This window comes from Priestia sp. USM5 (assembly GCF_058323215.1).
Map to the genome: position 1 here is coordinate 26,493 of NZ_JBSGKN010000007.1, position 22,412 is coordinate 48,904.

19 protein-coding genes are annotated in these 22,412 nt (G+C 36.0%); 11 read left to right on the top strand and 8 right to left on the bottom strand.

Annotated elements, in window-relative coordinates; genetic code table 11:
• Positions 1-194 precede the first annotated feature (194 nt).
• The 5 genes from ACWATA_RS27990 to gdhA form a co-directional block, all read right to left on the bottom strand.
• Entirely contained in the window at positions 195-662 is a 468-nt protein-coding gene (locus ACWATA_RS27990; RefSeq protein WP_060744829.1) for a hypothetical protein, read from the bottom strand.
• A gap of 222 nt (positions 663-884) precedes the next feature.
• Positions 885-2,534, bottom strand: a complete 1,650-nt coding sequence (ltrA, locus tag ACWATA_RS27995; RefSeq protein WP_060744830.1) for a group II intron reverse transcriptase/maturase — start codon at positions 2,532-2,534, stop codon at positions 885-887.
• A gap of 1,325 nt (positions 2,535-3,859) precedes the next feature.
• Complete coding sequence (locus ACWATA_RS28000) at positions 3,860-5,146, bottom strand: IS110 family RNA-guided transposase (RefSeq protein ID WP_473050491.1); 1,287 nt, start codon at positions 5,144-5,146, stop codon at positions 3,860-3,862.
• A gap of 416 nt (positions 5,147-5,562) precedes the next feature.
• Positions 5,563-5,841 carry a YesK family protein gene (locus tag ACWATA_RS28005; RefSeq protein WP_081085184.1) on the bottom strand — a complete coding sequence of 93 codons (279 nt, stop codon included), beginning with the start codon at positions 5,839-5,841 and terminating at the stop codon, positions 5,563-5,565.
• 56 nt (positions 5,842-5,897) lie between these two features.
• A complete protein-coding gene (gdhA, locus tag ACWATA_RS28010; RefSeq protein ID WP_047933711.1) occupies positions 5,898-7,280 on the bottom strand; it encodes an NADP-specific glutamate dehydrogenase in 1,383 nt (460 codons plus the stop codon).
• 169 nt (positions 7,281-7,449) lie between these two features.
• Here gdhA and gltC point away from each other — a divergent pair, with 169 nt between their 5' ends.
• From gltC to ACWATA_RS28060, 10 genes are all read left to right on the top strand, one after another.
• The gene (gene gltC / locus ACWATA_RS28015) at positions 7,450-8,355 is read left to right on the top strand and encodes a glutamate biosynthesis transcriptional regulator GltC (RefSeq protein ID WP_047933710.1); all 906 of its coding nucleotides are present in this window, start codon (positions 7,450-7,452) and stop codon (positions 8,353-8,355) included.
• Positions 8,356-9,511: 1,156 nt separating this feature from the next.
• Positions 9,512-10,516, top strand: coding sequence for an LLM class flavin-dependent oxidoreductase (locus ACWATA_RS28020; RefSeq protein ID WP_016766178.1), 1,005 nt, complete (start codon positions 9,512-9,514; stop codon positions 10,514-10,516).
• 105 nt (positions 10,517-10,621) lie between these two features.
• Positions 10,622-10,960 (top strand): ArsR/SmtB family transcription factor, encoded by a 339-nt coding sequence (locus ACWATA_RS28025; RefSeq protein ID WP_034669104.1) that lies wholly within the window; start codon positions 10,622-10,624, stop codon positions 10,958-10,960.
• 18 nt (positions 10,961-10,978) lie between these two features.
• Positions 10,979-11,935, top strand: coding sequence for a TIGR03571 family LLM class oxidoreductase (locus ACWATA_RS28030; RefSeq protein WP_016766180.1), 957 nt, complete (start codon positions 10,979-10,981; stop codon positions 11,933-11,935).
• Positions 11,936-11,992: 57 nt separating this feature from the next.
• Entirely contained in the window at positions 11,993-12,970 is a 978-nt protein-coding gene (locus ACWATA_RS28035) for a nuclear transport factor 2 family protein (RefSeq protein WP_016766181.1), read from the top strand.
• 109 nt (positions 12,971-13,079) lie between these two features.
• Complete coding sequence (locus ACWATA_RS28040; RefSeq protein WP_016766182.1) at positions 13,080-13,361, top strand: hypothetical protein; 282 nt, start codon at positions 13,080-13,082, stop codon at positions 13,359-13,361.
• Between the two features lie 87 nt (positions 13,362-13,448).
• A complete protein-coding gene (locus tag ACWATA_RS28045) occupies positions 13,449-13,877 on the top strand; it encodes a DMT family transporter (protein WP_016766183.1) in 429 nt (142 codons plus the stop codon).
• A 15-nt stretch (positions 13,878-13,892) separates the two neighbouring features.
• On the top strand, positions 13,893-14,369 hold the full coding sequence (locus ACWATA_RS28050) for a DMT family transporter (protein ID WP_016766184.1): 477 nt from the start codon (positions 13,893-13,895) through the stop codon (positions 14,367-14,369).
• A 324-nt stretch (positions 14,370-14,693) separates the two neighbouring features.
• Positions 14,694-15,122 (top strand): MarR family winged helix-turn-helix transcriptional regulator, encoded by a 429-nt coding sequence (locus tag ACWATA_RS28055; protein WP_016766186.1) that lies wholly within the window; start codon positions 14,694-14,696, stop codon positions 15,120-15,122.
• Positions 15,123-15,336: 214 nt separating this feature from the next.
• Positions 15,337-16,365 carry an NADH:flavin oxidoreductase/NADH oxidase gene (locus ACWATA_RS28060; protein ID WP_205663327.1) on the top strand — a complete coding sequence of 343 codons (1,029 nt, stop codon included), beginning with the start codon at positions 15,337-15,339 and terminating at the stop codon, positions 16,363-16,365.
• 79 nt (positions 16,366-16,444) lie between these two features.
• Here the strand turns inward: ACWATA_RS28060 and ACWATA_RS28065 are convergent, their stop codons facing one another.
• Positions 16,445-16,588, bottom strand: coding sequence for an anti-repressor SinI family protein (locus tag ACWATA_RS28065; RefSeq protein ID WP_016766188.1), 144 nt, complete (start codon positions 16,586-16,588; stop codon positions 16,445-16,447).
• A gap of 307 nt (positions 16,589-16,895) precedes the next feature.
• Complete coding sequence (locus ACWATA_RS28070; protein WP_205663329.1) at positions 16,896-18,980, bottom strand: methyl-accepting chemotaxis protein; 2,085 nt, start codon at positions 18,978-18,980, stop codon at positions 16,896-16,898.
• 451 nt (positions 18,981-19,431) lie between these two features.
• Between ACWATA_RS28070 and ACWATA_RS28075 the strand changes: the two genes are divergently transcribed.
• A complete protein-coding gene (locus ACWATA_RS28075; protein ID WP_060744834.1) occupies positions 19,432-21,081 on the top strand; it encodes a catalase in 1,650 nt (549 codons plus the stop codon).
• Between the two features lie 136 nt (positions 21,082-21,217).
• Here ACWATA_RS28075 and ACWATA_RS28080 read toward each other — a convergent pair whose 3' ends face one another.
• On the bottom strand, positions 21,218-22,345 hold the full coding sequence (locus ACWATA_RS28080) for a 5-methyltetrahydropteroyltriglutamate--homocysteine S-methyltransferase (protein ID WP_205663331.1): 1,128 nt from the start codon (positions 22,343-22,345) through the stop codon (positions 21,218-21,220).
• Positions 22,346-22,412 lie beyond the last annotated feature (67 nt).

Genomic DNA, 22,412 nt, shown 5'->3' on the forward strand with positions numbered 1-22,412 from the left:
TTCAATAATATAAGAAGTTACCAGACCCGCAGTTTTGGACGGGGATAGTTTTTGCGTCTAAACCAGTGGCGTAAAGCCACACTATATAAAAGCGACTTCTTGTCGCACCATAAAACGTGTTATCGGTAAAAATAAAGCCCTAAAAATGTTCAACACTCTTAGGGCTTTATTTCTTATATCTGTTATGTATGTAACTAATGTTTCTGCTGACTTTGAATAGACAGATATTCAGATACATCATTTGGAACTTTAAGCTTTAAATTAAGATTTTTAATTTCAACGTCAATATAAGGAATACCTTTGTAAGTAGTAACTGTAGCCACTTGTTTAAGATCTTTTTTACCCTTATTTGATGACTCCCCCAATTTAACGGTTCCTTCCTGATACATTTTATAGACATTCTCTTTTTTAGCATCGGCAGGGATTTCTGCAACATTCCATTTATCCATTTTTAGTTTATTGATAAATGTATTTATATCTTGCTGCTTATCAATAGTATTTAAGACTACGTCTGGGTGATTTGTAGATGATACTTCGATTTTTTTAGCTTGGTCAAATCCTAAGTTTACGTCATCCTTCATCTCTTTTTCTTTTGAGCTACAACCAAACAAGAGTATAGATACACTCAAAGCTGCTATGATCCCAATATAAACTTTTTTCATAAATACCCTCCATGTAATATCCATTAATTTATATGGAAAATTTTAACGCTTATTCTTCGTTATTACTATACATCTAGAGACGTAGATTGTTATAAATCTCCTGTACAGGTTTAGTTAAGTCGGGTAGGCAGGCACTCTCACGAGCGCCCGCCCCCCTAAGAACCGTACGTGACAGATTTCCCGTCATACGGCTCAAGCCTTCTTTTTATCCGAACAACTTATTTATTTATTACACGGTGCATGTACTAATTTAGCAGTTTTACCTGTAGAAACTTCTAAGTTTCGTACAGTGACTTTTTCGCCATTTTGTAGAGTGTATTTACACAATGCGCAACGGTAACCTTGTTTCCTTGCGAGTTTCATCCTGTCTAGCGTATTTTCGCTATTAAAGACCTTACGGTCTCGCTTTTCCCAATATTCTTTTAGGCTAGGATCATCTGGGCTGTTTTTATAAGCTACCATCACATGACGCTCTATTTTAATCCACGACATTTTTAATAATTGAATATTGGTAAGTGGACATGTGAGAATCCATCTATCATTTCCTCCATGGTGGGGTTTCTTAAAATAACGCTCTCGAATCCATTTCCAAGACTTCTTTGGATGCAATTGTCTAAGGTGTTTTCTTATTTTCAGGAAAACATAATTGTCCATATACCCAAACGTCTTTTTTGATACGACATGTTTCCAATACTGTCCGTAACCACGAATAATAGGGTTTAAAACACGTATTAGTTCTTTTACTGGTCGTCCTCGCATTACTGCGAACGTATCTTTTATCTTACCTTTTGCTTTTTTGATACTGTCTTTGCTAGGTTTGATCAATAACTTATTTCCTTGCTCAGTCTTGTATTGACGAAGTGAGAAACCGAGAAAATCAAACCCACTCTCGATATGTGTTACTTTTGTTTTATCAACACTCAATTTAATTCCTCGCTTTTGCAAGTAAGGATTGAGTTTCTGATACATACTTTCAACTTGTTCCTTCGTTTCCGTTACGATGACGAAGTCATCTGCGTAAGCGACACGTCCCATCTTACACTTTGGATCAATCTTGTAGCCCGTGCCTGATTTGTATGTCTTTCGGTAAACAATACCAATCTCTTTTTCCATTCCATCTAGCGCTATATTAGCTAGAAGGGGAGAAGCTACACTTCCTTGAGGACTTCCTTCCATTGTGTTGTGAAACATACCTTGCTCCATATATCCCATCTTGAGCCACCTTTTGATGAGAGTATTTCCTGGAAACATAGACGTTTTTTCTACTATCCAATGATGATTAAGGTGGTCAAAACACCCTAGGAAATCTCCTTCAAACACCCACTTTTTCTTACTATTCGTGTTAAGCTTGTTAAAGAGATTACTTATGGCATCATGAGTGCTTCTCTTAGGACGGAAACCGTAGGAACTGGCTTCGAACCTGACTTCCCATTGCGGTTCGAGTGCGTTCTTTACAACATTTTGATAAACTCGATCTCGTGTCGTCGGGATACCGAGAGGTCTTAATTTCCCATTCTTCTTAGCAATAAACGTTCGTTTCGCTGGCTTTGGGCGATGTCGAAAGACATTGCATTTAACTAGTTGTTGATATAGCTTGATACGTTCGCTTGGTTTTGAGGCCGTGTAGCCGTCTACACCAGGTGTTTGCTTACCGGTATTTTGTTGCGTCACTCTGCGTATGGAGAGTAATAAATTGGCTTTACTCCGGAGCAGTAAACGTTGAAGTTTTCTTACTCTTCTTCGTTGATTTTGTTGTTCGGCACGATAAATTCTTTGTCGTAACTTCGTTACATAGTGTTGTATAGTATTCCAATCAATAGAGTACCAACCTTTATGCGAGACGTGCGCCGACGCTCGTAGAGAGGTATTCATAACAGCACGCTCCTTTTCGTTAGAAGATAGCCACAAATTTATTTTCGTGTTGAAGACCAATGAGAAGTAGGCACTCTTTCGAGCCTGTCATTGTCTGTAAAGACGACAGTATCCGTCCAGTTATACAATGTTTCTGCTTTCCTGTCCCTTTTCAGGGTAACGGCTTTCGCTTTTTCTCATATCCCATACCCTCTGTCACATCGTTTGACTTTGCAGTCATCCTACTGCTTATGCAGATGACATAGGGCTTACCAAGTTCCACTTTCTACAGATGCAATAGGGGTAGGTAGGTTCTTTACTCCGGGCAAGATGCGGGACGCATCAGAGCAGCATTATGATTCTACTTTTCCTCTTGCCAAGACCCAAGCAAAACTATGCATTATCTTGAGCTAACGCTTACGAAGCTTACAAACCTTCACTTTCGTTTACCATACCTATCTTCTCCTAGCAGTATTCTGGACCATGCAATTGTCCTCTGTTTCCGCATTTCCTCATGCAACCGACAGGCTCGTTACCAAGCATGCCGTTTCGGATGGAGATCATCTTCGCGTCTAGATGAGTAGCGTCAGCTACACTGTAAGAAAGCGACTTCTTGTCGCACCATAATCCACATTATCGGAAATCAATAACAAAAAAACGCCTAGAATACTAACTCTAAGCGCAGAGATCTATATTTGTTCAGAATTACTAGACTCAGTAGTATTTCTCTTTTTTAATTCAAGAAGGAGAGCGATAATCCCAATAAGTCCACCTATCGTAAAGAGGTAAGAAACAAATGGTATTGGTTCACTTATTAATAAACCTCTGATTCCAAAAACAAATAAGATAATATTACTGATTAAACCAATCACAACTCTAATATTTTTACTAATGTTTTTCTCCACCTTGTATTTTGCTTTTTAATCCATATAGAATATTTTACCATATTAACCTATTTGATAACATGAATATAATATTCATCTTTCCCTCTATAAATTGAGTAATATCAAGGGTTTATAGGGGGGAATAAAATATATAAAAATTTTTTACGCCCATTCTGAACCTTATATTCTCATTTTTATAAGAAACTGGTACTAAGAGGAATAGCTTCGCTATTCTTTTTCCATTATTTTAAAAAAAGATGGAGACATACATATGGTCGCACAATGGATCTCTATATGTCTCATAGCGATGAAACCTCCCATGTCTCTCAGCGTCTTAGCGCCCACATTCCTTCGTTCAATCTGTCTATGAGATAGAGTTTGGTAATGCTAGTTTGCAAGGTCGAATGCCTGAAAGAATGCTTTATCCCAAATACTCCGTGCTTCATTTTTAATGGACAAAGGTTAAGCTCCTAAAGCTAAAGAAAGATGGGGAATATCTCGTATCATTCGCTCTTCATCAAACGGACATTGTTTCTGACCTACAGTATGTAGAACACGAACTAACTTCCCACAAAGTACAATCAGTGATTGTTTCTTACGTAAAGGGTTTTCTTGTCTGGTTGTATAGTACTGATGCAGAGCCTTAAAGGCTCGATTATGTCGAACAAGGGGCATAACAGTCCGAAAGAGCAAAGCCCTCAATTTAGACCTTTCCCGTTTGGTAATTCGAGTCTGTCCTTTGTGCTTTCCTGAGCTAGATTCTCGCAAATTTAATCCCGCGTATTTTAGTATTTGGCGTGGATTTTCAAAATTTTTAATATCACCTAACTCCGAATAAAGTTCAATCACCGTTACCATCCCAACGCCAGGTACAGTCAGCATTTCAGCAATACCCGGCAGGGTGAGCACAAGGTCCTCCAATTGTTTTTCTAATGCATGTAGTTCTTCTTTCAGCATCTTATATCGTTTGATATTTGTGGCTATTTCTCGTTGTGCCATCTGTAGTCCAACCGTTAATCCTACTGAACGTGCAGCAGCCTCTTGAAGTCGCTGTATTCGTTTATGACTTGGGCGTTGTACGCCTCCGTAAGTGGACCATATTTCTGCCACCCTTTCGGGTGTTGTTTGATTAAGTTGAACTGGAAGAGGAATATGTTCTAGCGTGGCCAACGCCATCTTTCCACCCCAGTCTTTAAAAACGGTTAGAAACTCTGGGAAATACTTATCTAGCCAATTATGAATCCGTCCTCGTAGGGCCTGTAAATCACCTACGATTTGATTCCTGATTGTAATTCCTGCCTTTACTTCAGCGTCTTGATCCATTGGTAAACGAGGATAAGAAAATCGACCATCTTTTATCAGTTGAGCGATAACTCTAGCATCCTTGATATCATTTTTCGTTGGAGAGTTATCGTCAAGTTCTTTACTTCGCTTAACGTGAAGAGGATTAACGACTCCGAAGGAGACAAGTCTCTCCTTTAGTGTATAGGCTAGATTTAACCAGTAATGACCGGTAGGTTCCATACCAACTAGAACATCAGCTTTCTCGTGTTTGTGTTGCATCTCTTCCAACCAGGCAAAAAACGCATCAAATCCTTCTTTTGTATTCGTAAAGGTTAGAGCTTTCCCAAGAATCTTTCCACGATCATCTTGTGCCCGAGCAACATGCTTAAATTTAGCAATATCTACTCCGACAATCAGTGTATGGGGTGTAACTTGATTTAACTTTTCGTTTTGAGTATAATTCATAAGAGTCCTCCTTGAATGATGAATTGAAGTCATGGCCATGACCTTCTGCATCATATCAAGGGGACTTTTTTATTTCAAGACACCAAGTAATTTCAAACAGGCATGCTAGTTAACATAATCACTCTTTCCGGAAGACACGACAAAAAGAACCCCTTATGTCACAAGGGGTTTAAGAACGGATGATTACTTCCTTTATGCAGCTTTTTATACATCCTTGATATGACGGAGTTCTCTCCAGGTGTGGGTAAAGAAAAAATGTATAAAAAGCGCACCTTTTATACATATGCTCCAACTTATTTAAAATGGTCTTTTTTACAAAATTATGTTATAATTTTCTTAATGATATTTCTACCTTATGAAAAGTAACAAAATAAAAAGCCTCCTCTATCGACGACCAGAGGTGGCTTTTTATTTTGTTAACGATAATATTTACTGAATTTTCTTTTTACAGATTCAGCTATAGATATAATTAGTAGGGAGATAAGTGATGAGATAAAAGCAGTAAAGCTAATTGTCCCTACTCTCATACCGATCCATCCTCCGATAAGGAAACTTACGATAACAACACCCACACTAACTACTCCTACAATTAGAGGTGCTATATATTTAATAGTAGTTTTTTTTCTACTGAGTGCATATGAGAGTACAATTAAACTAGCAATCATAATTATAGAAACTATGTATAAGTCACCCATTATTAACAGCCTTTAAATTTAAGATATCCATACTAGTATATTCTCCTAATGAAGTATCAAATAACGCCTTGCTCAATCATAGCATCAGCCACTTTTATAAATCCGGCAATGTTTGCACCTACGACAAGATTACCAGGAGCGTTGTATTCTTGAGCAGCTTTCTTGCTATTTTGGTATATGCTTTTCATAATCGCATGTAATCTGCTATCGACTTCTTCAAAAGTCCAAGAGAGCCTAGTACTATTTTGAGCCATTTCTAACGCTGATACAGAAACACCACCAGCATTTGCTGCTTTAGCAGGGGCAAATAAAATATTATTCTCTAAGAAAATCTCGACAGCCTCTAATGTAGAGGGCATATTGGCACCTTCACCAATTGCTTTTACTCCATTAGAAACTAATAATTCTGCAGAGTTTTGATCGATTTCATTTTGAGTAGCACATGGTAAAGCAATATCACATGGAACTGTCCAAATTCCATTACAACTTTCCACGTAAATCGCTTCAGGATGATCAGTTACATAAGTACTTATACGTTTTTTTTCTATTTCCTTAATGCGTTTAACTGTCTCTAAGTCAAGACCATTTTTGTCATAGATATAACCATTAGAATCGCTGCACGCAACCACTTTAGCTCCTAGCTGAATCGCTTTTTCAATTGCATAGATTGAGACATTTCCTGACCCTGACACAACAACTGTACTGCCTTCAAAGCTAAGATTATTATCTTTTAACATTTCTTCAACAAAGTAAACTGTTCCGTACCCGGTTGCTTCTTTACGAGCTAAGCTTCCACCATAACTAAGACCTTTACCTGTTAAAACGCCTGCTTCAAAGCTGCCACACATTTTTTTATATTGTCCAAACAAAAAGCCAATTTCTTTACTTCCTACACCAATGTCACCTGCAGGAACATCTGTATCAGGTCCGATATATTTGCTAAGTTCTAGCATAAAGCTTTGACAAAAACGCATTATTTCTCCATCTGATTTACCTTTAGGATCAAAATCAGCGCCGCCTTTACCGCCGCCAATTGGTTGACCAGTTAAAGAGTTTTTAAAAATTTGCTCAAATCCTAAAAATTTAATAATACTTGCGTTGACAGATGGATGAAATCTTAATCCACCCTTATATGGGCCAATTGCGCTGCTATATTGGACGCGAAATCCGCGATTTACTCTAATATTTCCCTGATCATCGACCCACGGTACACGAAAAGAGATGACTCTCTCTGGTTCAACAATTCTCTCCAGAATAGCTTGGTTAATATACTGAGGATTTTTAATGAGAACAGGTATTAAAGAATCGAATACTTCTTTGACCGCCTGATGAAACTCACTTTCATTCGGATTTCGTTTTTTAACTATTTCAAATACTTGATTAACATAATCCTGCACACTTTCTGTATACGTCGATTGATTTTTTTCAATTGTTATCATACTTATCCGTCTCCTATTTATTGATTTATAATGAAAATTTAAAAAATTCTTCGTAATTTTTTTAGGTTGTTATTATAAAATATTTTATAATTGAAATAATGATCGAATCAATATAAAGAAACGATAATATTAATGCGTTTTACGCATTAATTAATAAGGAGGATACAAAATGGACTTTAGACAAATCCGTTATTTTATGGAGGTTGCTACTCGCGAACACGTAACTGAAGCTGCCCATTCTTTACATGTAGCACAGTCCTCGGTAAGTCGACAAATAGTAAATTTAGAAAATGAATTAGAAGTTGATTTGTTTATCAGAGAAGGAAGAAGAGTACATTTAACCCCAATTGGAAAAATATTTTTTGAACGAATGAAACATGCCATGAATGTGATAGATGATGCGAGACGTGAAGTTAAGGAATATTTAGATCCTGAAAAAGGAACAATACGCATTACTTTTCCGATAAGTTTAGCAGCGTATACATTACCAACTGTAATCTATGCATTTAGATTGCGCTATCCGGAAGCAAAATTTCAGTTAAAACAAGCGCTTTACCACGAATTAATTGAAGGTGTAATTAAAGGAGATTTTAATCTTGGTCTAATAGGTCCACTTCCTTTCAAAGAAAAAAAACTTCAACAAAAAATATTATTTACGGAAAATATTGTGGCTCTTTTGCCAATTCACCACCGCCTTGCAAAAGAATCCTCCGTAAAACTTCAAGAACTAGTAGACGAACCGTTTGTTTTATTACCTGAGGGTTTTGTCTTTCGAGATATTGTTGTGAATGCTTGTCAGAATCTTGGCTTCACACCAAATGTTGCCTTTGAGGGGGATGATATCGATGCGTTGAAAGGGTTAGTTTCTGCTGGTTTAGGTGTAACACTCATGCCAGAAGTCACGTTAGTCGATAGCTTGCCACGCTCAACAGTGAAAATACCATTGGTTGAACCAAGCGTAACAAGGACTGTAGGAGTTATTACCCCAAAGGAACGAGCACTACTTCCAACCGAAAAGTTATTTTATGATTTCCTTCAGGAATTTTTCACTAGATTAGATGATTTTAAGAATTAATTTATACTCAAGAAAAATCACGTGATTAGTAAAGAAAAGTAGTATATTACATTTTTAGTTACCATAATCACTTTTTCTGGAATCCAAACAAAAAAGAATTTCTTGAAAACAAGAGATTTAAGAAAGGTTACGATTACGAATTATGCAGCTTTTATACATATGCTTATTCTTATAATAAATCGCTTTCATGAAGAAAATATGTTGTAATTAATTTGCTAACACACACACATTTCATATCTAGTTTTATAAAAAGCTGCCTCTCCTAACGCTCCAAGGCAGCTTTTTATTTTGTTAATAATACTAAATATTTTAGCATCTTGTAATAGATCTAAATGAAAAGTCCGCAAAAGTATACGTTTACGGACTTTCTTTGTGCATATAAGATCTATCGTTTTCATTGTTCATTTAAGTTTAAAAATCAATTATGAACGTCCTCTGAAAAACACATACTTTTACGAACGTTTTTAATAGAATAATAGAGAGAGAACACATAGAAGAGGATTGAGTACAATCCTCTTTCATTAGATTTCTAGCTTTGTGCCTGAATCTTTTCATCCTAGGGGATTTGTTTGTTTTTAAGATTGTAAGTTAGTTTAGTCGGGGGATGAGCCTTCTAACTCGTAAGGCTCATCCCCTCATTACAGTTGAAGCTCATAGAAGTAGAAGATGGGTGATCAACTCGATTTACGCTATATCCCTACTTGTAGTTATACTGTGTTTCTATTTTCATGTACCACAAGCTGTAATTATTACTGTAATCTTATTTTGCATATGTACAATTAGCGAAATACTATATAGAGCGTTAGATAAAAAAATAGAACTACGCTTAAAACGGATTAAACAGGAGAAAAGAAAGAGCATATTTAAAGTAAATAAATCCTAACAACTTTTCTATAAATCCTTTTCTGTTATACAGGTTTCAAGAGAAAAAGCAGTCCTTTTAACATTTAAGGACTGCTTTTTTAGTAGTTATAACAAGTTCTATACATAGCGTTGGAGCTAATTTTATAAAAAATGAGAGTTAATAGTATTGATTAAAAAAAATGAAGGAAGTAAATATTTATTGACAATATAAAAAAGAGAATATATCATCTGTATATCGGTATATTCCGATTAATAGATATAGAAAGTGATTCATAAATATAGGAGGATGATTATGAAAGTCAGTGTGTTAGATCAAACACAGTTATTAGAAGATCTTTCAGCAGAAGAGGTTTTTGCCCAATCTGTAGAGTTGGCAAAACATGTTGATGAGTTAGGTTACCATCGTTACTGGTTATCCGAACATCATAGTACAGATGCGTTAGCAGGATCTTCTCCAGAAATCCTTGCAAGCCATTTGTTAGCCAAAACAAACTTTATAAAAGTAGGTACCGGTGGGGTCATGTTACCACACTACAGTGCATACAAAGTGGCAGAGAACTTTAAGGTTATGAGTGCTCTCGCACCAGGACGGGTAGATATGGGGTTAGGTCGTGCACCTGGTGGTCATCATTTATCATCTATAGCTTTGCAAGGAGAAAGAGCTAGAAGAAATGTGGATATTTTTCCTGAACAAATTGATGAAGTCTTAGAATATCTAGAGGATAGACTACCAGATAATCATCGTTTAAGAGGATTACAGTCAACACCTGTTATAGTGAAAAAACCGGATGTATGGGTATTGGGAACGAGTAATTCTTCAGCCCTTTTAGCAGCAGAAAAAGGATTATCATATGCATTCGCGCAATTTATTAACTATCAGCCAGGTGGAATGGAACAGGCATTAAAGTTATATGTTGATAACTTTAAGCCATCTAAATATTTAAATAAGCCACAAGTACTCGTAACAATGAAAGTGATTGTGGCAGATACTGATGAGGAAGCTGACAAAATTGCGGAAAGTGCATTACGATTTAATTTTTATTTACATCGTGGACATTTGACACGCCTCGTTGATCCTGAAAAAGCACTAGCACATGTGTTAAATCCAACTGATAAACGAGAAATAGAATCGGTAAAAGAAACGTATATTATTGGTTCGAAAGAAACAGTGGCTCAAAAAATAAAGGATCTAACGAATAAGTTTCCAATTGATGAATTTATGGCAATTACCCCTATTTACGATTTTGAAAGCCGAAAACGTTCCTTTACCCTTTTAAAAGAAGCAGTTAGTGAATAATTAATTATTCTCATTATTGATAGGCTTTTAAAGCATTATGGTAAAATAGATCATGGTTTCTAAAAAGAGGGTTTCTTGTCTAAAGAAAAGGAGATTGGAAAAATCATGAAAGAACAAAAAGTAGTCAATGATGAAAAATTTATAGATATGTTTAAAGCTTTATCTAATACAACTAGGTTGAAAATTTTACAGATGCTAAAAGAGCCGGAAAGAAATTTCCCACCTCAAGTCCATATTAATAAGGGAGATAATTTTCAAGGAGGGATTTGTGTCGGAGATATACGAGATAAGGTCGGACTAGGTCAGTCAACTACTTCTCAATATTTATCAATACTACAACAAAGTGGTCTTTTAGAAGCACAGCGAATCGGCCAGTGGACCTATTATAGAAGAAATGAAGAAATGATTAAGCAATTAGAAAGTTTTATTGGTGAAAGCCTGTAATAAAAGAGGAGGAATTATATGAGTCTCAAAGGACATAAAGGATTTAATCGAATGTATCAACAAGACAAAATGACACTTGGTTTTCTAACCCCCTTTGAACCAATGACTAACCAGCTTCCAAAGATGGAAAATACGATAGAGCTTGCCCGTAAAATCGAAAGTTTTGGATTTTCAGCAATTTGGCTTCGGGATGTTACAATACAAGATTTACATTCTAATGATCATGGGCAGCTTTATGATTTATGGATTTATTTAACGTATCTGGCTGCACGTACAAATCATATCGCATTAGGAACATCAAGTGTTGTTCTCCCGTTGCGGCATCCGGTTCGGGTGGCAAAAGAAGCGACCTCTATTGACCAGTTGTTCCCTGACCGACTTATTATGGGCGTTGCATCAGGAGACCGAAAAAAAGATTTTACTGCTTTAGGCGTAGAAAGAGAAAAAAGGGGAGAACAGTTTAAACAGAACTTTGATTTTCTTAATCGATTATTGAAGGAAGAACAGCCAACCATTGAGTCTAAGTCAGGAATAATGGATGGAAGCAGTATGAGATTAATCCCTAAGCCTGTCACTACTATTCCGACAATGATAACAGGGTTTAGTCAGCAATCTATAGAATGGATTGCCAGCCAAGGAGACGGTTGGATTCAATATCCACGTGGTATCCAAGAACAAGCATCCTTAATTCAAACTTATCGTGAGTTATCAGAAAGAAAAAGTCCAGGATTGTTTAAGCCCTTTACGCAGACTTTGTATATCGATTTATCGGAAAATCCAGATGAATATCCAACCCAAATACCACTAGGCTTTCGTTTAGGACGAAATCATTTATTGGACTTATTATACAAATTCCAAACAATAGGGGTTAATCACTTAGTATTTGTGCCTTACTTTGCTAAACGGCCAATAGAAGAAATGATTCAGGAGATTGGTGAAGAAATCTTACCTCATTTTCCAACACATAATTTTTAACAAAGAATAATAGCTATTAAAATCGTTACGAGAATAAAACTAGGAGGAAGAAACAAAATGCGGGAAAATAGTCTCTCTAGTAACATATCAGACCAACATAAGTCTAGCCGCGTTGAAATTCAGGATATCTTTCTTAAATTTGCTGAAGCATTTGAGAAAAATAATCTTTCTTCAATCAGAAGCTACTTTACACCTGATGTAGACGTGAATTTCAGCAATTTAGGGCAATTTAAAGGTGTGGATGAACTTGTAAATGGTTTAGTTCGTGAAGGAACTAAAGTTGATATAACACGATTTAAAATAACCAATTCGTACGTTGCTGTATCCAAAGAACAAGCTCAGCAAAGTGCGTATCTGATGGGAGTTTTTGCGAACGATATGGGGAAAGGAGAGTTGGACACCTTTTTATTCGGTGGACACTTTGCTAACACCTATGTGCATACAAGCAAGGGATGGAAAATTTCTCACCTTCGTTTTGAACTTGATTGGCAGCACGGCAATACTAACTATGTAGCAAATTGGAAGTTGACTGATGGTATAGTTGGATGGCATCCAAAAGTAGTAGCTCCAACAATTCTAAGCGAGTTAGATGCACCTTGGAGAGTCTTCCCAAACCCAGATGATAGAGGCACTGATGAAGAGCAGGTGACTGAAACATATCTTCGCTATTCCTGGGCATTGGACCAGGCTGATTTTAGCTTATTAACAACTGTGTTTACAGAGGATGCAAAAGCTGATATGTCTCCATTTGGCCCTATGAGTGGAAGGAAAGAGATTGTTAGTTTGTTGAAAATTTTGCGTTCAGGGCAACCTTATATGCAACATGCAGCTACAAATTTCAAAGTAAATGTTACAGGAGATACTGCCACAATGGATATTTATCGTGTCGTACCATTCACTCCTAATAAAGAAAATTTAGATGCCCAAATCTTCGGTGCTCGTTATGAAAGTCGCCTACGTCGTGAGGGAGGGTTATGGAGGTTCGAGTGGCTTCATTACATTCCAGGATGGGTTACTGACCGTAAAAAGATATAAATATATATATATCATAAATTGTAGCCCATAGAAACAATGAGTGTTGGTCAAAAAGAAAGTAGTAACGGTTGGTTCTAATCTAAAAATGGTGATGTTGGTGAGTATAAATATGAATGAAACGAAAGAGAGAATTATTAATAGGACTGATTTACATTTTCTTAGATATTGTCAAGGACAATATGGTATAAATCGAGGTGTTTATAACACTATTGAACAGTGGTTTTATAATAAAAAAGTCTATAACATTGAATCTAGAAGACAATATATTCTTGACTTTCTTAAACACGTATTTGGAGAAAACAAAGGTTCTGGGAAATTTGGAAGAGAAGGGTTAATCAGTAACCTCCAACACTTTTGGGTAAGTGTAACTGAACATCAAAATGAAAGTTAGTGCAAAGTGTAAGTAATTTTAAAAATGCGTAAAAAAGAATCATTTATACATGCATGCGCATTCATATAGTTTAAAAGGAGAGTATTCATGAAAGTATTATATTATGTGTTAGCTTTTATAGCAGGAGCTTCTCTAAGTATAGAAGGGGCAATTGGCGGAACGTTAGGAGAAAATATTGGAGAAATAGAAACCACATTTTATATGTTTGCGATAGGGTTTATGACAGTCACACTCATTACCTTGTTCTTCGGTAAAGGAGACCTGAGTCAGACATTTAAAGTGCCAAAATGGAAATTGCTTGGAGGCACTTTAGGTAGTTTCTATAATTTAATGCTTGTCATTAGTGTACCGGTTATTGGAGTAGGACTTGCAGTTATCGCTGCTCTTTTTGGTCAAATCGCTATGAGTGCATTAATAGAACATAAGGGTTGGTTTGGATCTTCAGCTATTAAATTCAGTAAAAATAAGGGTATTGCGATTGTATTATTAGTATTATCGCTATACCTTGTATATTAAAAGGAGAAATATGTAATGGGTATTATTATTGTTGTTCTTACGCTTATATCGGGTGCCGTATTAGGGGCTCAGTCTGCCATTAATCCAGCATTTGCAAAAAAAGCCGGATCATTAGAAAGTGCAATGGTTAACTACTTCTTTGGGGCTGTAATAATGGGGATTGTAGTTGTATTATTCGGAAAGGTAGACATGATTGCTATATCCGAAGTGCCTACATGGCAGCTTCTATGTGTATTTTTTGGAGTAGGATATGTTGTGCTAACAATCCTTTCTGTTCCAAAAATTGGAGTAAGTACCGCCGTGATTTTAGTTATTGTTGGTCAATTAACAACTGGTATGGTTGTTGATAACTTTGGTTGGTTTGAGAATTCGGTTATTCATTTTGACTTAAAACGTTTGATTGGAGTAGTTCTAATGCTTATAGCACTTTATTTTAGTTTGAAAACTGAACCTAAAAAGAAGGAAGCTCAGCGATACGAAGTGGCCAAGTGATTTTAATTAATAAATAAACGATGAGAAAGAAGTAACTTTTCAAAAGAGCCTGCTCCTATGTTTAAGGAACAGACTCTTTTGAATTAAAGAAAATTGATCAAGCTTTTTACTTAGCTTATTAAGATGCCTACAGGCATCTTTTTTATTGTTCATCTGTATGTAAAGTATAAATATCAATAATAAATCCCCTATCTTCCTACTTCATTTGTCCACCCTCTAATTAAAAGTTGATGAATTGTTATATAATAGAACTTGAACATCATATCTGTATACATTATGATAATTGATTAAAGTGCTATATAGGATAGAATAGGTGGAATTCATATGACAACCAATCCAAAAAACGAACTTTTAAATAATTGGATATCCATTACTAATATTCAACTAAGTATTGCTAATGAACTTGAAAGGGCTCTACAAAAAAATTATGATCTATCATTGAAAGAATTTTACGTTCTTTACTTTTTATCTCAAAGCAGTGATAAAAAATTAAGACTACAGCAATTACAAGAGATGGTTGGATTAAGCCAAAGTGCTATGTCACGATTAGTAGGTAGACTTGAGGCTAAGAGTTGTGGAGTTTTGCAAAGACATATATGTGAGGATGACAGGAGAGGTATCTATACTAGTCTGACTGAAAAAGGTTCAGAAAAACTACAGGGATGCTTAGATACTGTTTATACCATTCTTCAATCTGCGTTTTCAAAAGAAAATATTCATCATGAGTTACAAGCGTTATTACACGAATCATGATGTAATGCATGTGTTTTTTACAAATTAGTTTATCTTAACTGATAAATAAAAATGACCTAGTAAAATTTACTAGGTCATTTTTATTTATCACTTGGTCCACGTGTACCTTTATAGTGTGAGCATAAACCATAAACATATAAATTGACAAGAAATAAAGAATAATATAAATTATATGCTTGCGCATGCATATAATTTTGATAAAGGAGATTTTATTATGGATCACTTATTTAGCCCTTATAAGATAAAAGGATTGGACTTAAAAAACCGTATTATGATGCCCCCAATGTGCCAATATTCTGTTAAAAAAAAGGATGGAATTGCTACTGACTGGCATTACTTACACTATGTAAATCGTGCAATCGGTGGGACTAGTTTTATTATAATTGAAATGACAGATGTGGAACCTGATGGCCGTATTACAGATTATGATTTAGGATTATGGTCAGACGACCAAATTCCTGCTTTAGCACGAATTGTAGAAGCTTGTCATCTTTACGGAGCTAAAGTGGGCATCCAAATTGCTCACGCTGGTCGTAAAGCTGAAGATGCAGAGGTACCAGTTGCTCCTTCGGCTATTCCATTTGATGAAAAATCAAAAACACCTAGAGCTCTTTCAACAGATGAAGTGAAAGAAATGGTAGAGAAGTTCCGTAGAGCTGTACAGCGTGCTGTGAAAGCTGGTGTAGATGCTATTGAAATTCATGGTGCTCATGGATATTTAATTCATCAATTCCACTCTCCTTTAACAAATAAACGAGAAGATGAGTATGGAAAAGATCTGACTAAATTTGGCCGAGAAATTATTGAAGTAGCAAAAGCTGAAATACCGGAAGATATGCCACTAATCATGCGGATATCTGCTAAAGAGTATGTAGAAGGTGGATATGGCATTAATGAAAGTATCGAGTTTGCAAAAGACTATCAAGAAGCTGGCGTAGATATGTTTCATATCTCTTCAGGAGGTGAAGGTCCTATCGGTGCTGGTGGGAGACCCGGCACGCATGCAGGCTACCAAGTACCATTAGCTCGAGAGATTAGGAAAGCTCTCAATGTTCCAGTCATCGCTGTTGGAAGATTAGATGATCCTGCGCTTGCAAATGCTGTTATCGGTAATGAGGATGCAGACCTTGTAGCTGTTGGAAGAGGCATGTTACGAAACCCTCATTGGGCATTAGAAGCTGCATCTACATTGAAAAGAGAAACGACTGTCCCAAAACAGTATGCAGATGGTTTTAGAAGATAAGTTCAAGAACAAAATCTAAAAACTAAGTGTTTTTAGATAGTAAACAAATTTCTTGAAAGCAAAAAACATTAGATATTCATTATCTAATGTTTTTTACTTTGTTGTTATTTTCAGCTTTTTCTTCTAAAAACTGTTTAAATTGTTCTTTGCTCTCATTTGAATTCATTGCTTCTCTAACTAGCTTCATCCATTCTTCAGGGAGATTTTTCTCAGAATTCTTCATCATCATTACCTCCCATACTTGTTCGCCTATCCTTAATTTGTAAGTTAAAACGACCTAATACAAGTATATATATCTAAATATATTTCCTTAAGGATTATAAGTTAATATTTATAGGTGGATAAGATTTCTAGATCTTTATTTACAAATGTCCGTTTATCTCTTGCTTTTATGATAATTGGCCTTCTTGCACTGCAATCTCTTCTAGTAGCTGAGTTATTTCTTCACTTTCAGGTTCTTCAAGTAATAATAACCATCACACTAATTGGTTAGTGTTATCGATTATAGTTATAGATGCACCATATCTACTTTAAGAGCGTATTTCAACTTGAAAATTTTCTACTGCAGTATCTAACTCAATAATCAATTTAGATAAGTGGTCCGTATGACGTGTTAGCTCATTTGAAGATGCGGATTGCTCTTCAGCTATTGATGCTATTTCTTGAGCAGATGCCGTAGTTTGTTGAGAAACGGCACTTATTTCTTGAATCAGCTGAATAAGGACTTCTTTTTGTTGATTTATACTGTTAATGGATTCAGTTTCTCTAACGATAGAATCTACTGCCTTAGTTAAAGATTCAGTAATAAACGTCATAGATTCACTCACTGTTTTTACTGCCTGGCTTTGTTCAAAGTTAGTTTGAGTTGTTTCTGTCATCATATTAACAAGCGTGCTATTTTCTTTAAGTATACTATTTATAACTTCGTTAATGTCTTTAGTCGCTTGTTTAGAATCTTCAGCTAAACGTCTAACCTCTTGAGCTACTACGGCAAATCCTCTGCCATGCTCACCTGCTCTCGCAGCTTCTATGGAAGCATTTAAAGCTAATAAATTGGTTTGTTCGGCTACTTCAGAAATTCGATCAGTCACATTTGCGATAGTCTTTGAATTATTATTTAAATTTGAAACCATTAGTGTAATATCTTTAAAATTCGAGTCTAATTTTTTATAAGAGGTTTTTAATCCCTCAACTTGTTCCTCGCCTACTCGGACTTGAGTGGAAGCCTCTTTCATTTCTTTTTCAACCATATTAGATTGCTCTAATAATAAGTCAATTTCAATACTTAACTCTTTAATAGTATGTAAACCATTTTCAATTTGATTTGATTGAGCTGATGCTCCCATTGCGATTTCCTCTATGGATTGGGAAACTTCAGCAATTGCGACGTTATTTTCTGAAGCAATCGTGTTAACGCCATTAGTGGTTGTTTCAACAGAGACAACATTGTTCTTTACTTTAAAGATTAATTGTCTCATGCCAGCAAGCATCTCGTTATAACTCTTTGCTAAATCACCCAACTCGTCTCTTGATGCAATACTGAGTTCGGTATTTAAATCTCCATGTGATGTCTTTTTTAAGACTTCCTGAATATTAAATATAATCTTTTTTAGCATTCCAGAAAGGTAGTAGGCACACAACGCCCCAATTATTAAACCTATAATTATTGAAATGATTCCAGTTTGTTTAATATCATTCACCTTAGATAAAAAGATGTCTTTGGGTGTTAAAGAAATCACTTTCCAATTTAAATGAGGTATTGTTGTCACTTGTCCAGTATAACCCTTCTTATTTAATTCCACATCAAGAGAATGCACAGAATCATTCTTATAAATCTTTGATACCCAATCATATTGTGAATTAAAGTTTTCTCTGTGTGATATTAAATCACTAACGCCCTCTACAGTACCACTTTTTTCAGGGTTCATATTTTTCCCGTCAGAATTTTTTATAAAAGCACTAACCACAAATCCTTGTGAGTCTAAGATTATAAGATTATTTTCAGTATATTTTTCTATTTTGCTTCTAGAAACTCCAATTGTAGTTAAGTCTATGTCATAACCTAAGGCTCCTACCATTTTTCCACTTACGATGACCGGAGATACGACGGAGGTCATAATTTTTCCGGAAATTTTATCTTTGTATACATCCATCCATGTTACTTTAGGTGCCTTTGTTAAAGTTTTATATGTTCTTGTTTCATGTACGTCCTGCTTAAAATCAGCATAAGGAGAAATATGGAGTTTTCCTGTTTTCCCATCCATGTAATAGGCCGAAATAATTGTAGAATCATTTTTCTTAACGGCTTGCAATAGACTGTCGACGTTAGAAACAGAACCTTTGTTGTTCATTTCATCAGATACGACACCTGCCAACTGTTTTAATGAATTTTCATAGCCTTTTAAATTTAAACTTACTTGTTCAGAAGCACTTTTTGCAGTAACCTTGTTCGAACTCAAATCATCTTTTTTTAAAACGTTACTTATACTTATCTGCATAAATATAACTGTTCCTATAAGTGCTACAAAGGTGGTTGTACAAATAAATAAAATCCATTTGGTTCGAATAGATAGCCTTCTATCATCTTTTTTTCTGAATGAAAATTTTTCTCTCATATAGATACCTTCTTTTTTTGAATTTAAATTTACTTTTTACAAATAAAAATTGAACTAAATTACTATCGGGTTATTTCTTTCTTTCTTAACAACGTTTCAATAAATTTTATTTTTCAGTTTATTTACACAAGCTGTCATTTGTTTCAAAGTAAATCTAACTGTACAGTTGGTAGAAGAGTATGAAAGTCTTTACGAAAAGGTGCAAGATATGAAAGGAAGCACAAGTTATTTTGAAATTTAAAGGGGTAATCACAAATAAATACTTATTTAGTCTTATGTCACCTTATTTTGTAATCAAAGAGTGAAAAAAGATTAAATTTAAACTAATGACGGTTTTTATAGATTAGAATTCATAGTATGAGAGACAAACCATGAAAAACTAAGTATTATTGAATACATTTTCCAATACAGGGAAAAAGATTAAAGTGATCATTCAAAGGAGGTTTTCATTTTGGCAGAAAATAAAGACGTTAATGCTTCAAACGAGGATGATATAAAACGTGAAACGCTGACTACACGTCAGGGACATCCTGTAAGAGACAACCAAAATATTCGTACAATTGGTAATCGTGGGCCAGCTACACTTGAAAATTATCACTTTATCGAAAAGATTTCTCATTTTGACCGCGAAGAAGTTCCAGAACGAGTCGTCCACGCACGAGGATCTGGAGCCTTTGGCTACTTTGAAACATATGGAAAAGTGGGGGACGAACCAGTAGAGAAATATACTCGGGCAAAGGTATTTTCAGGTGCGGGCAAGAAAACACCATTGATGGTTCGTTTCTCCACAGTTGCCGGAGCAAAAGATTCTCCAGAAACAGCTCGAGATCCACGCGGATTTGCTGTGAAAATGTACACGGAAGAGGGGAATTGGGATTTAGTTGGGAATAACCTAAAGATTTTCTTTATCCGTGATGCAATGAAGTTTCCTGATATGATTCATGCGTTTAAAGCAGACCCAGCTTCGAACGTACCAAACCCTCAGAGAATGTTTGACTTTGTTTCCCGTACACCTGAGGCTACCCACATGATTACATTTTTATTCTCTCCATGGGGGATTCCAGCGACGTATCGTCACATGCAGGGGTCTGGTGTAAATACCTACAAATGGGTGAATGATAAGGGAGAGGCTGTACTAGTAAAGTATCATTGGGAACCTAAGCAGGGAATTCGGAACTTAACACAAGAGGAGGCAAATACGATACAAGCCAAAAACGTGGGACATGCAACGCAGGATTTATACGAAGCAATTGAGGGTGGAGATTATCCAGAATGGGAGCTCTTCGTACAAATTATGGAGGATGGTTATCATCCAGAGCTTGATTTTGATCCCTTAGATGATACGAAACTTTGGCCGGAAGATAAGTTTCCATGGTTGGCAGTGGGCCGTATGGTTCTAGATCGTAATCCAAAGGATTTCCATGCAGAAATCGAGCAAGCCGCCTTCGGTACAGGAGTTCTTGTGGATGGAATGGACTTCTCAGACGATAAAATGCTACAAGGACGTACCTTTTCTTATTCAGATACACAGCGCTACCGTGTAGGTGCCAACTATCTAAAATTACCTGTGAATGCACCGAAAGTGCCTATTCATACGAATCAGCAGCGCGGTCAAATGGATATTCGTGACCCAAAGGAATCTGGGGATAATCCACATATTAATTATGAGCCTTCAATGCTTGGTGGCTTTCAGGAAGAAAATAAGAAAGACCGTGTTCCACATCAACCAACGTATAATGCAGCCGCAATGAGTGCACCAATTGACCGTCCTAACGATTATGGGCAGGCAGGTCACACATACCGTAGTTTTGAAGATTGGGAGCGCGATGAATTGATTAAAAATCTATCGGATGCACTTGCTATTTGTGATAAACGAATCCAAGAAACGATGATTTCTCATTTTACACAAGCTGATGAAGAATATGGTCGACGTGTGAAGAAAGGTATTGAAAAGAAACTACACGAAATGCAGGATATGAAAAATACAAGTGAGGTACCTGGTCGTAAAGCAGGTAAATCAAAATATGGACAAGGTACATTAGCTGCAAATGAAGCAACAGAAGATGCTGTAAAGAAAAGTCACGAAGTCGATCCTTATTAAGTGAATTGCTCCATTTTAAAAATAGGGAACCGACGTATGGGTATAGTATAATCTTAAGGGAATACCTTGCCTAAAACCTCATGATTTAAAAGATACCTCTCCTAATTGACAGGAGAGGTATCTTTTAAATCATTCTTTAGTTATTTGTCCAGACATCTTGAGCGATTTGAATTACGTGATTAATTTTATTCCATTGCTCTTCTTCTGTTAATTCGTTTCCTTCTTCTGTACTCGCAAAGCCACATTGAGGACTCAATGACAAGTTTTCTAGAGGAATATATTCACTTGCTTCTTGGATTCTTCGCTTAATGACTTTAGCATCTTCTAATGTAGGGAATTTAGATGTTACCAATCCTAATACAACGGTTTGATTGTTAAGTGTAAAACTTTTTAATGGTTCAAAATCTCCTGAACGGTTATCATCATATTCAAGGAAAAGTCCATCTACATGTAAGTTAGCAAAGATAGCATCAGATATAGTATCGTAGCCACCACTTGTGATATACGTAGATCTAAAGTTTCCACGACAAATATGCATCGTAATGAGCATATCTTCAGGCTTTTTAGAAATAGCATCATTTAAGCAACTTACTCGATTATCGATAATGTCTTTTACATCCATACCAAGCTTCTCAACAACCGCATTGATGCGTTCTTCAGAAACGAAATCAATCCAGGACGTATCATCTAGTTGTAGATAACGGCAGCCTGCGTCGTAAAAGGCTTGAATAGCTTTTTGATAAGCAGCCACAGTATCATGATAAAATTGATCTCTGTTTCCCTTGTAATATGTATCTTCTTGAATTCGAGTAAATAACATGTTTGGGCTTGGAATTGAGAATTTAGCAACTTGGCTTCCATCACCATGTCGTTCAACAGCTTCTTTTAAAAACGTGAAGTGTTCCACCATATAATGGTGATCGAAGTCCACTTTACCTACTACCTTAATTGCGTTATTTTTGGTTTTTGCACCTTTGAATTGGCTGATATATTCTGTTTCAAACTGCTCCACACCTTCTAAGCCTGATAAGAAGTCCAAATGCCACCAAGAACGTCTAAATTCACCGTCCGTGATCGATTTAAGACCCAATTCAATTTGCTTCTGAACAAGCTTTTCAATTTCTTTGTCCTCTACAGATTTTAAATCAGCTTTATTAATTGTACCATTCGCATACGCTTTTCTTGCTTCTTTGAGGGGAGTTGGTCGTAAAAAACTACCTACGTGATCAGCTTTAAATGGAGCCTTCACTAATGTCTTAGTCATGGTTTTGTTTCCTTCTTTCTTTTCAAAATAAAAAACCTCTTCTTACAAATAAGAAGAGGTTAATAAT

Coding starts and splice junctions, on each gene's coding strand:
- gltC (WP_047933710.1), top strand. CDS start 7,450: ATGGACTTTAGACAAATCCGTTATTTTATGGAGGTTGCTACTCGCGAA.
- ACWATA_RS28080 (WP_205663331.1), bottom strand. CDS start 22,345: ATGACTAAGACATTAGTGAAGGCTCCATTTAAAGCTGATCACGTAGGT.
- ACWATA_RS28055 (WP_016766186.1), top strand. CDS start 14,694: ATGACAACCAATCCAAAAAACGAACTTTTAAATAATTGGATATCCATT.
- ACWATA_RS28030 (WP_016766180.1), top strand. CDS start 10,979: ATGAGTCTCAAAGGACATAAAGGATTTAATCGAATGTATCAACAAGAC.
- ACWATA_RS28025 (WP_034669104.1), top strand. CDS start 10,622: ATGAAAGAACAAAAAGTAGTCAATGATGAAAAATTTATAGATATGTTT.
- ACWATA_RS28070 (WP_205663329.1), bottom strand. CDS start 18,980: ATGAGAGAAAAATTTTCATTCAGAAAAAAAGATGATAGAAGGCTATCT.
- ACWATA_RS28040 (WP_016766182.1), top strand. CDS start 13,080: ATGAATGAAACGAAAGAGAGAATTATTAATAGGACTGATTTACATTTT.
- ACWATA_RS28005 (WP_081085184.1), bottom strand. CDS start 5,841: ATGGGTGACTTATACATAGTTTCTATAATTATGATTGCTAGTTTAATT.
- ACWATA_RS27990 (WP_060744829.1), bottom strand. CDS start 662: ATGAAAAAAGTTTATATTGGGATCATAGCAGCTTTGAGTGTATCTATA.
- ACWATA_RS28060 (WP_205663327.1), top strand. CDS start 15,337: ATGGATCACTTATTTAGCCCTTATAAGATAAAAGGATTGGACTTAAAA.
- ACWATA_RS28035 (WP_016766181.1), top strand. CDS start 11,993: ATGCGGGAAAATAGTCTCTCTAGTAACATATCAGACCAACATAAGTCT.
- ACWATA_RS28045 (WP_016766183.1), top strand. CDS start 13,449: ATGAAAGTATTATATTATGTGTTAGCTTTTATAGCAGGAGCTTCTCTA.
- ACWATA_RS28000 (WP_473050491.1), bottom strand. CDS start 5,146: ATGAATTATACTCAAAACGAAAAGTTAAATCAAGTTACACCCCATACA.
- ACWATA_RS28065 (WP_016766188.1), bottom strand. CDS start 16,588: ATGAAGAATTCTGAGAAAAATCTCCCTGAAGAATGGATGAAGCTAGTT.
- ACWATA_RS28020 (WP_016766178.1), top strand. CDS start 9,512: ATGAAAGTCAGTGTGTTAGATCAAACACAGTTATTAGAAGATCTTTCA.
- ACWATA_RS28050 (WP_016766184.1), top strand. CDS start 13,893: ATGGGTATTATTATTGTTGTTCTTACGCTTATATCGGGTGCCGTATTA.
- ltrA (WP_060744830.1), bottom strand. CDS start 2,534: ATGAATACCTCTCTACGAGCGTCGGCGCACGTCTCGCATAAAGGTTGG.
- gdhA (WP_047933711.1), bottom strand. CDS start 7,280: ATGATAACAATTGAAAAAAATCAATCGACGTATACAGAAAGTGTGCAG.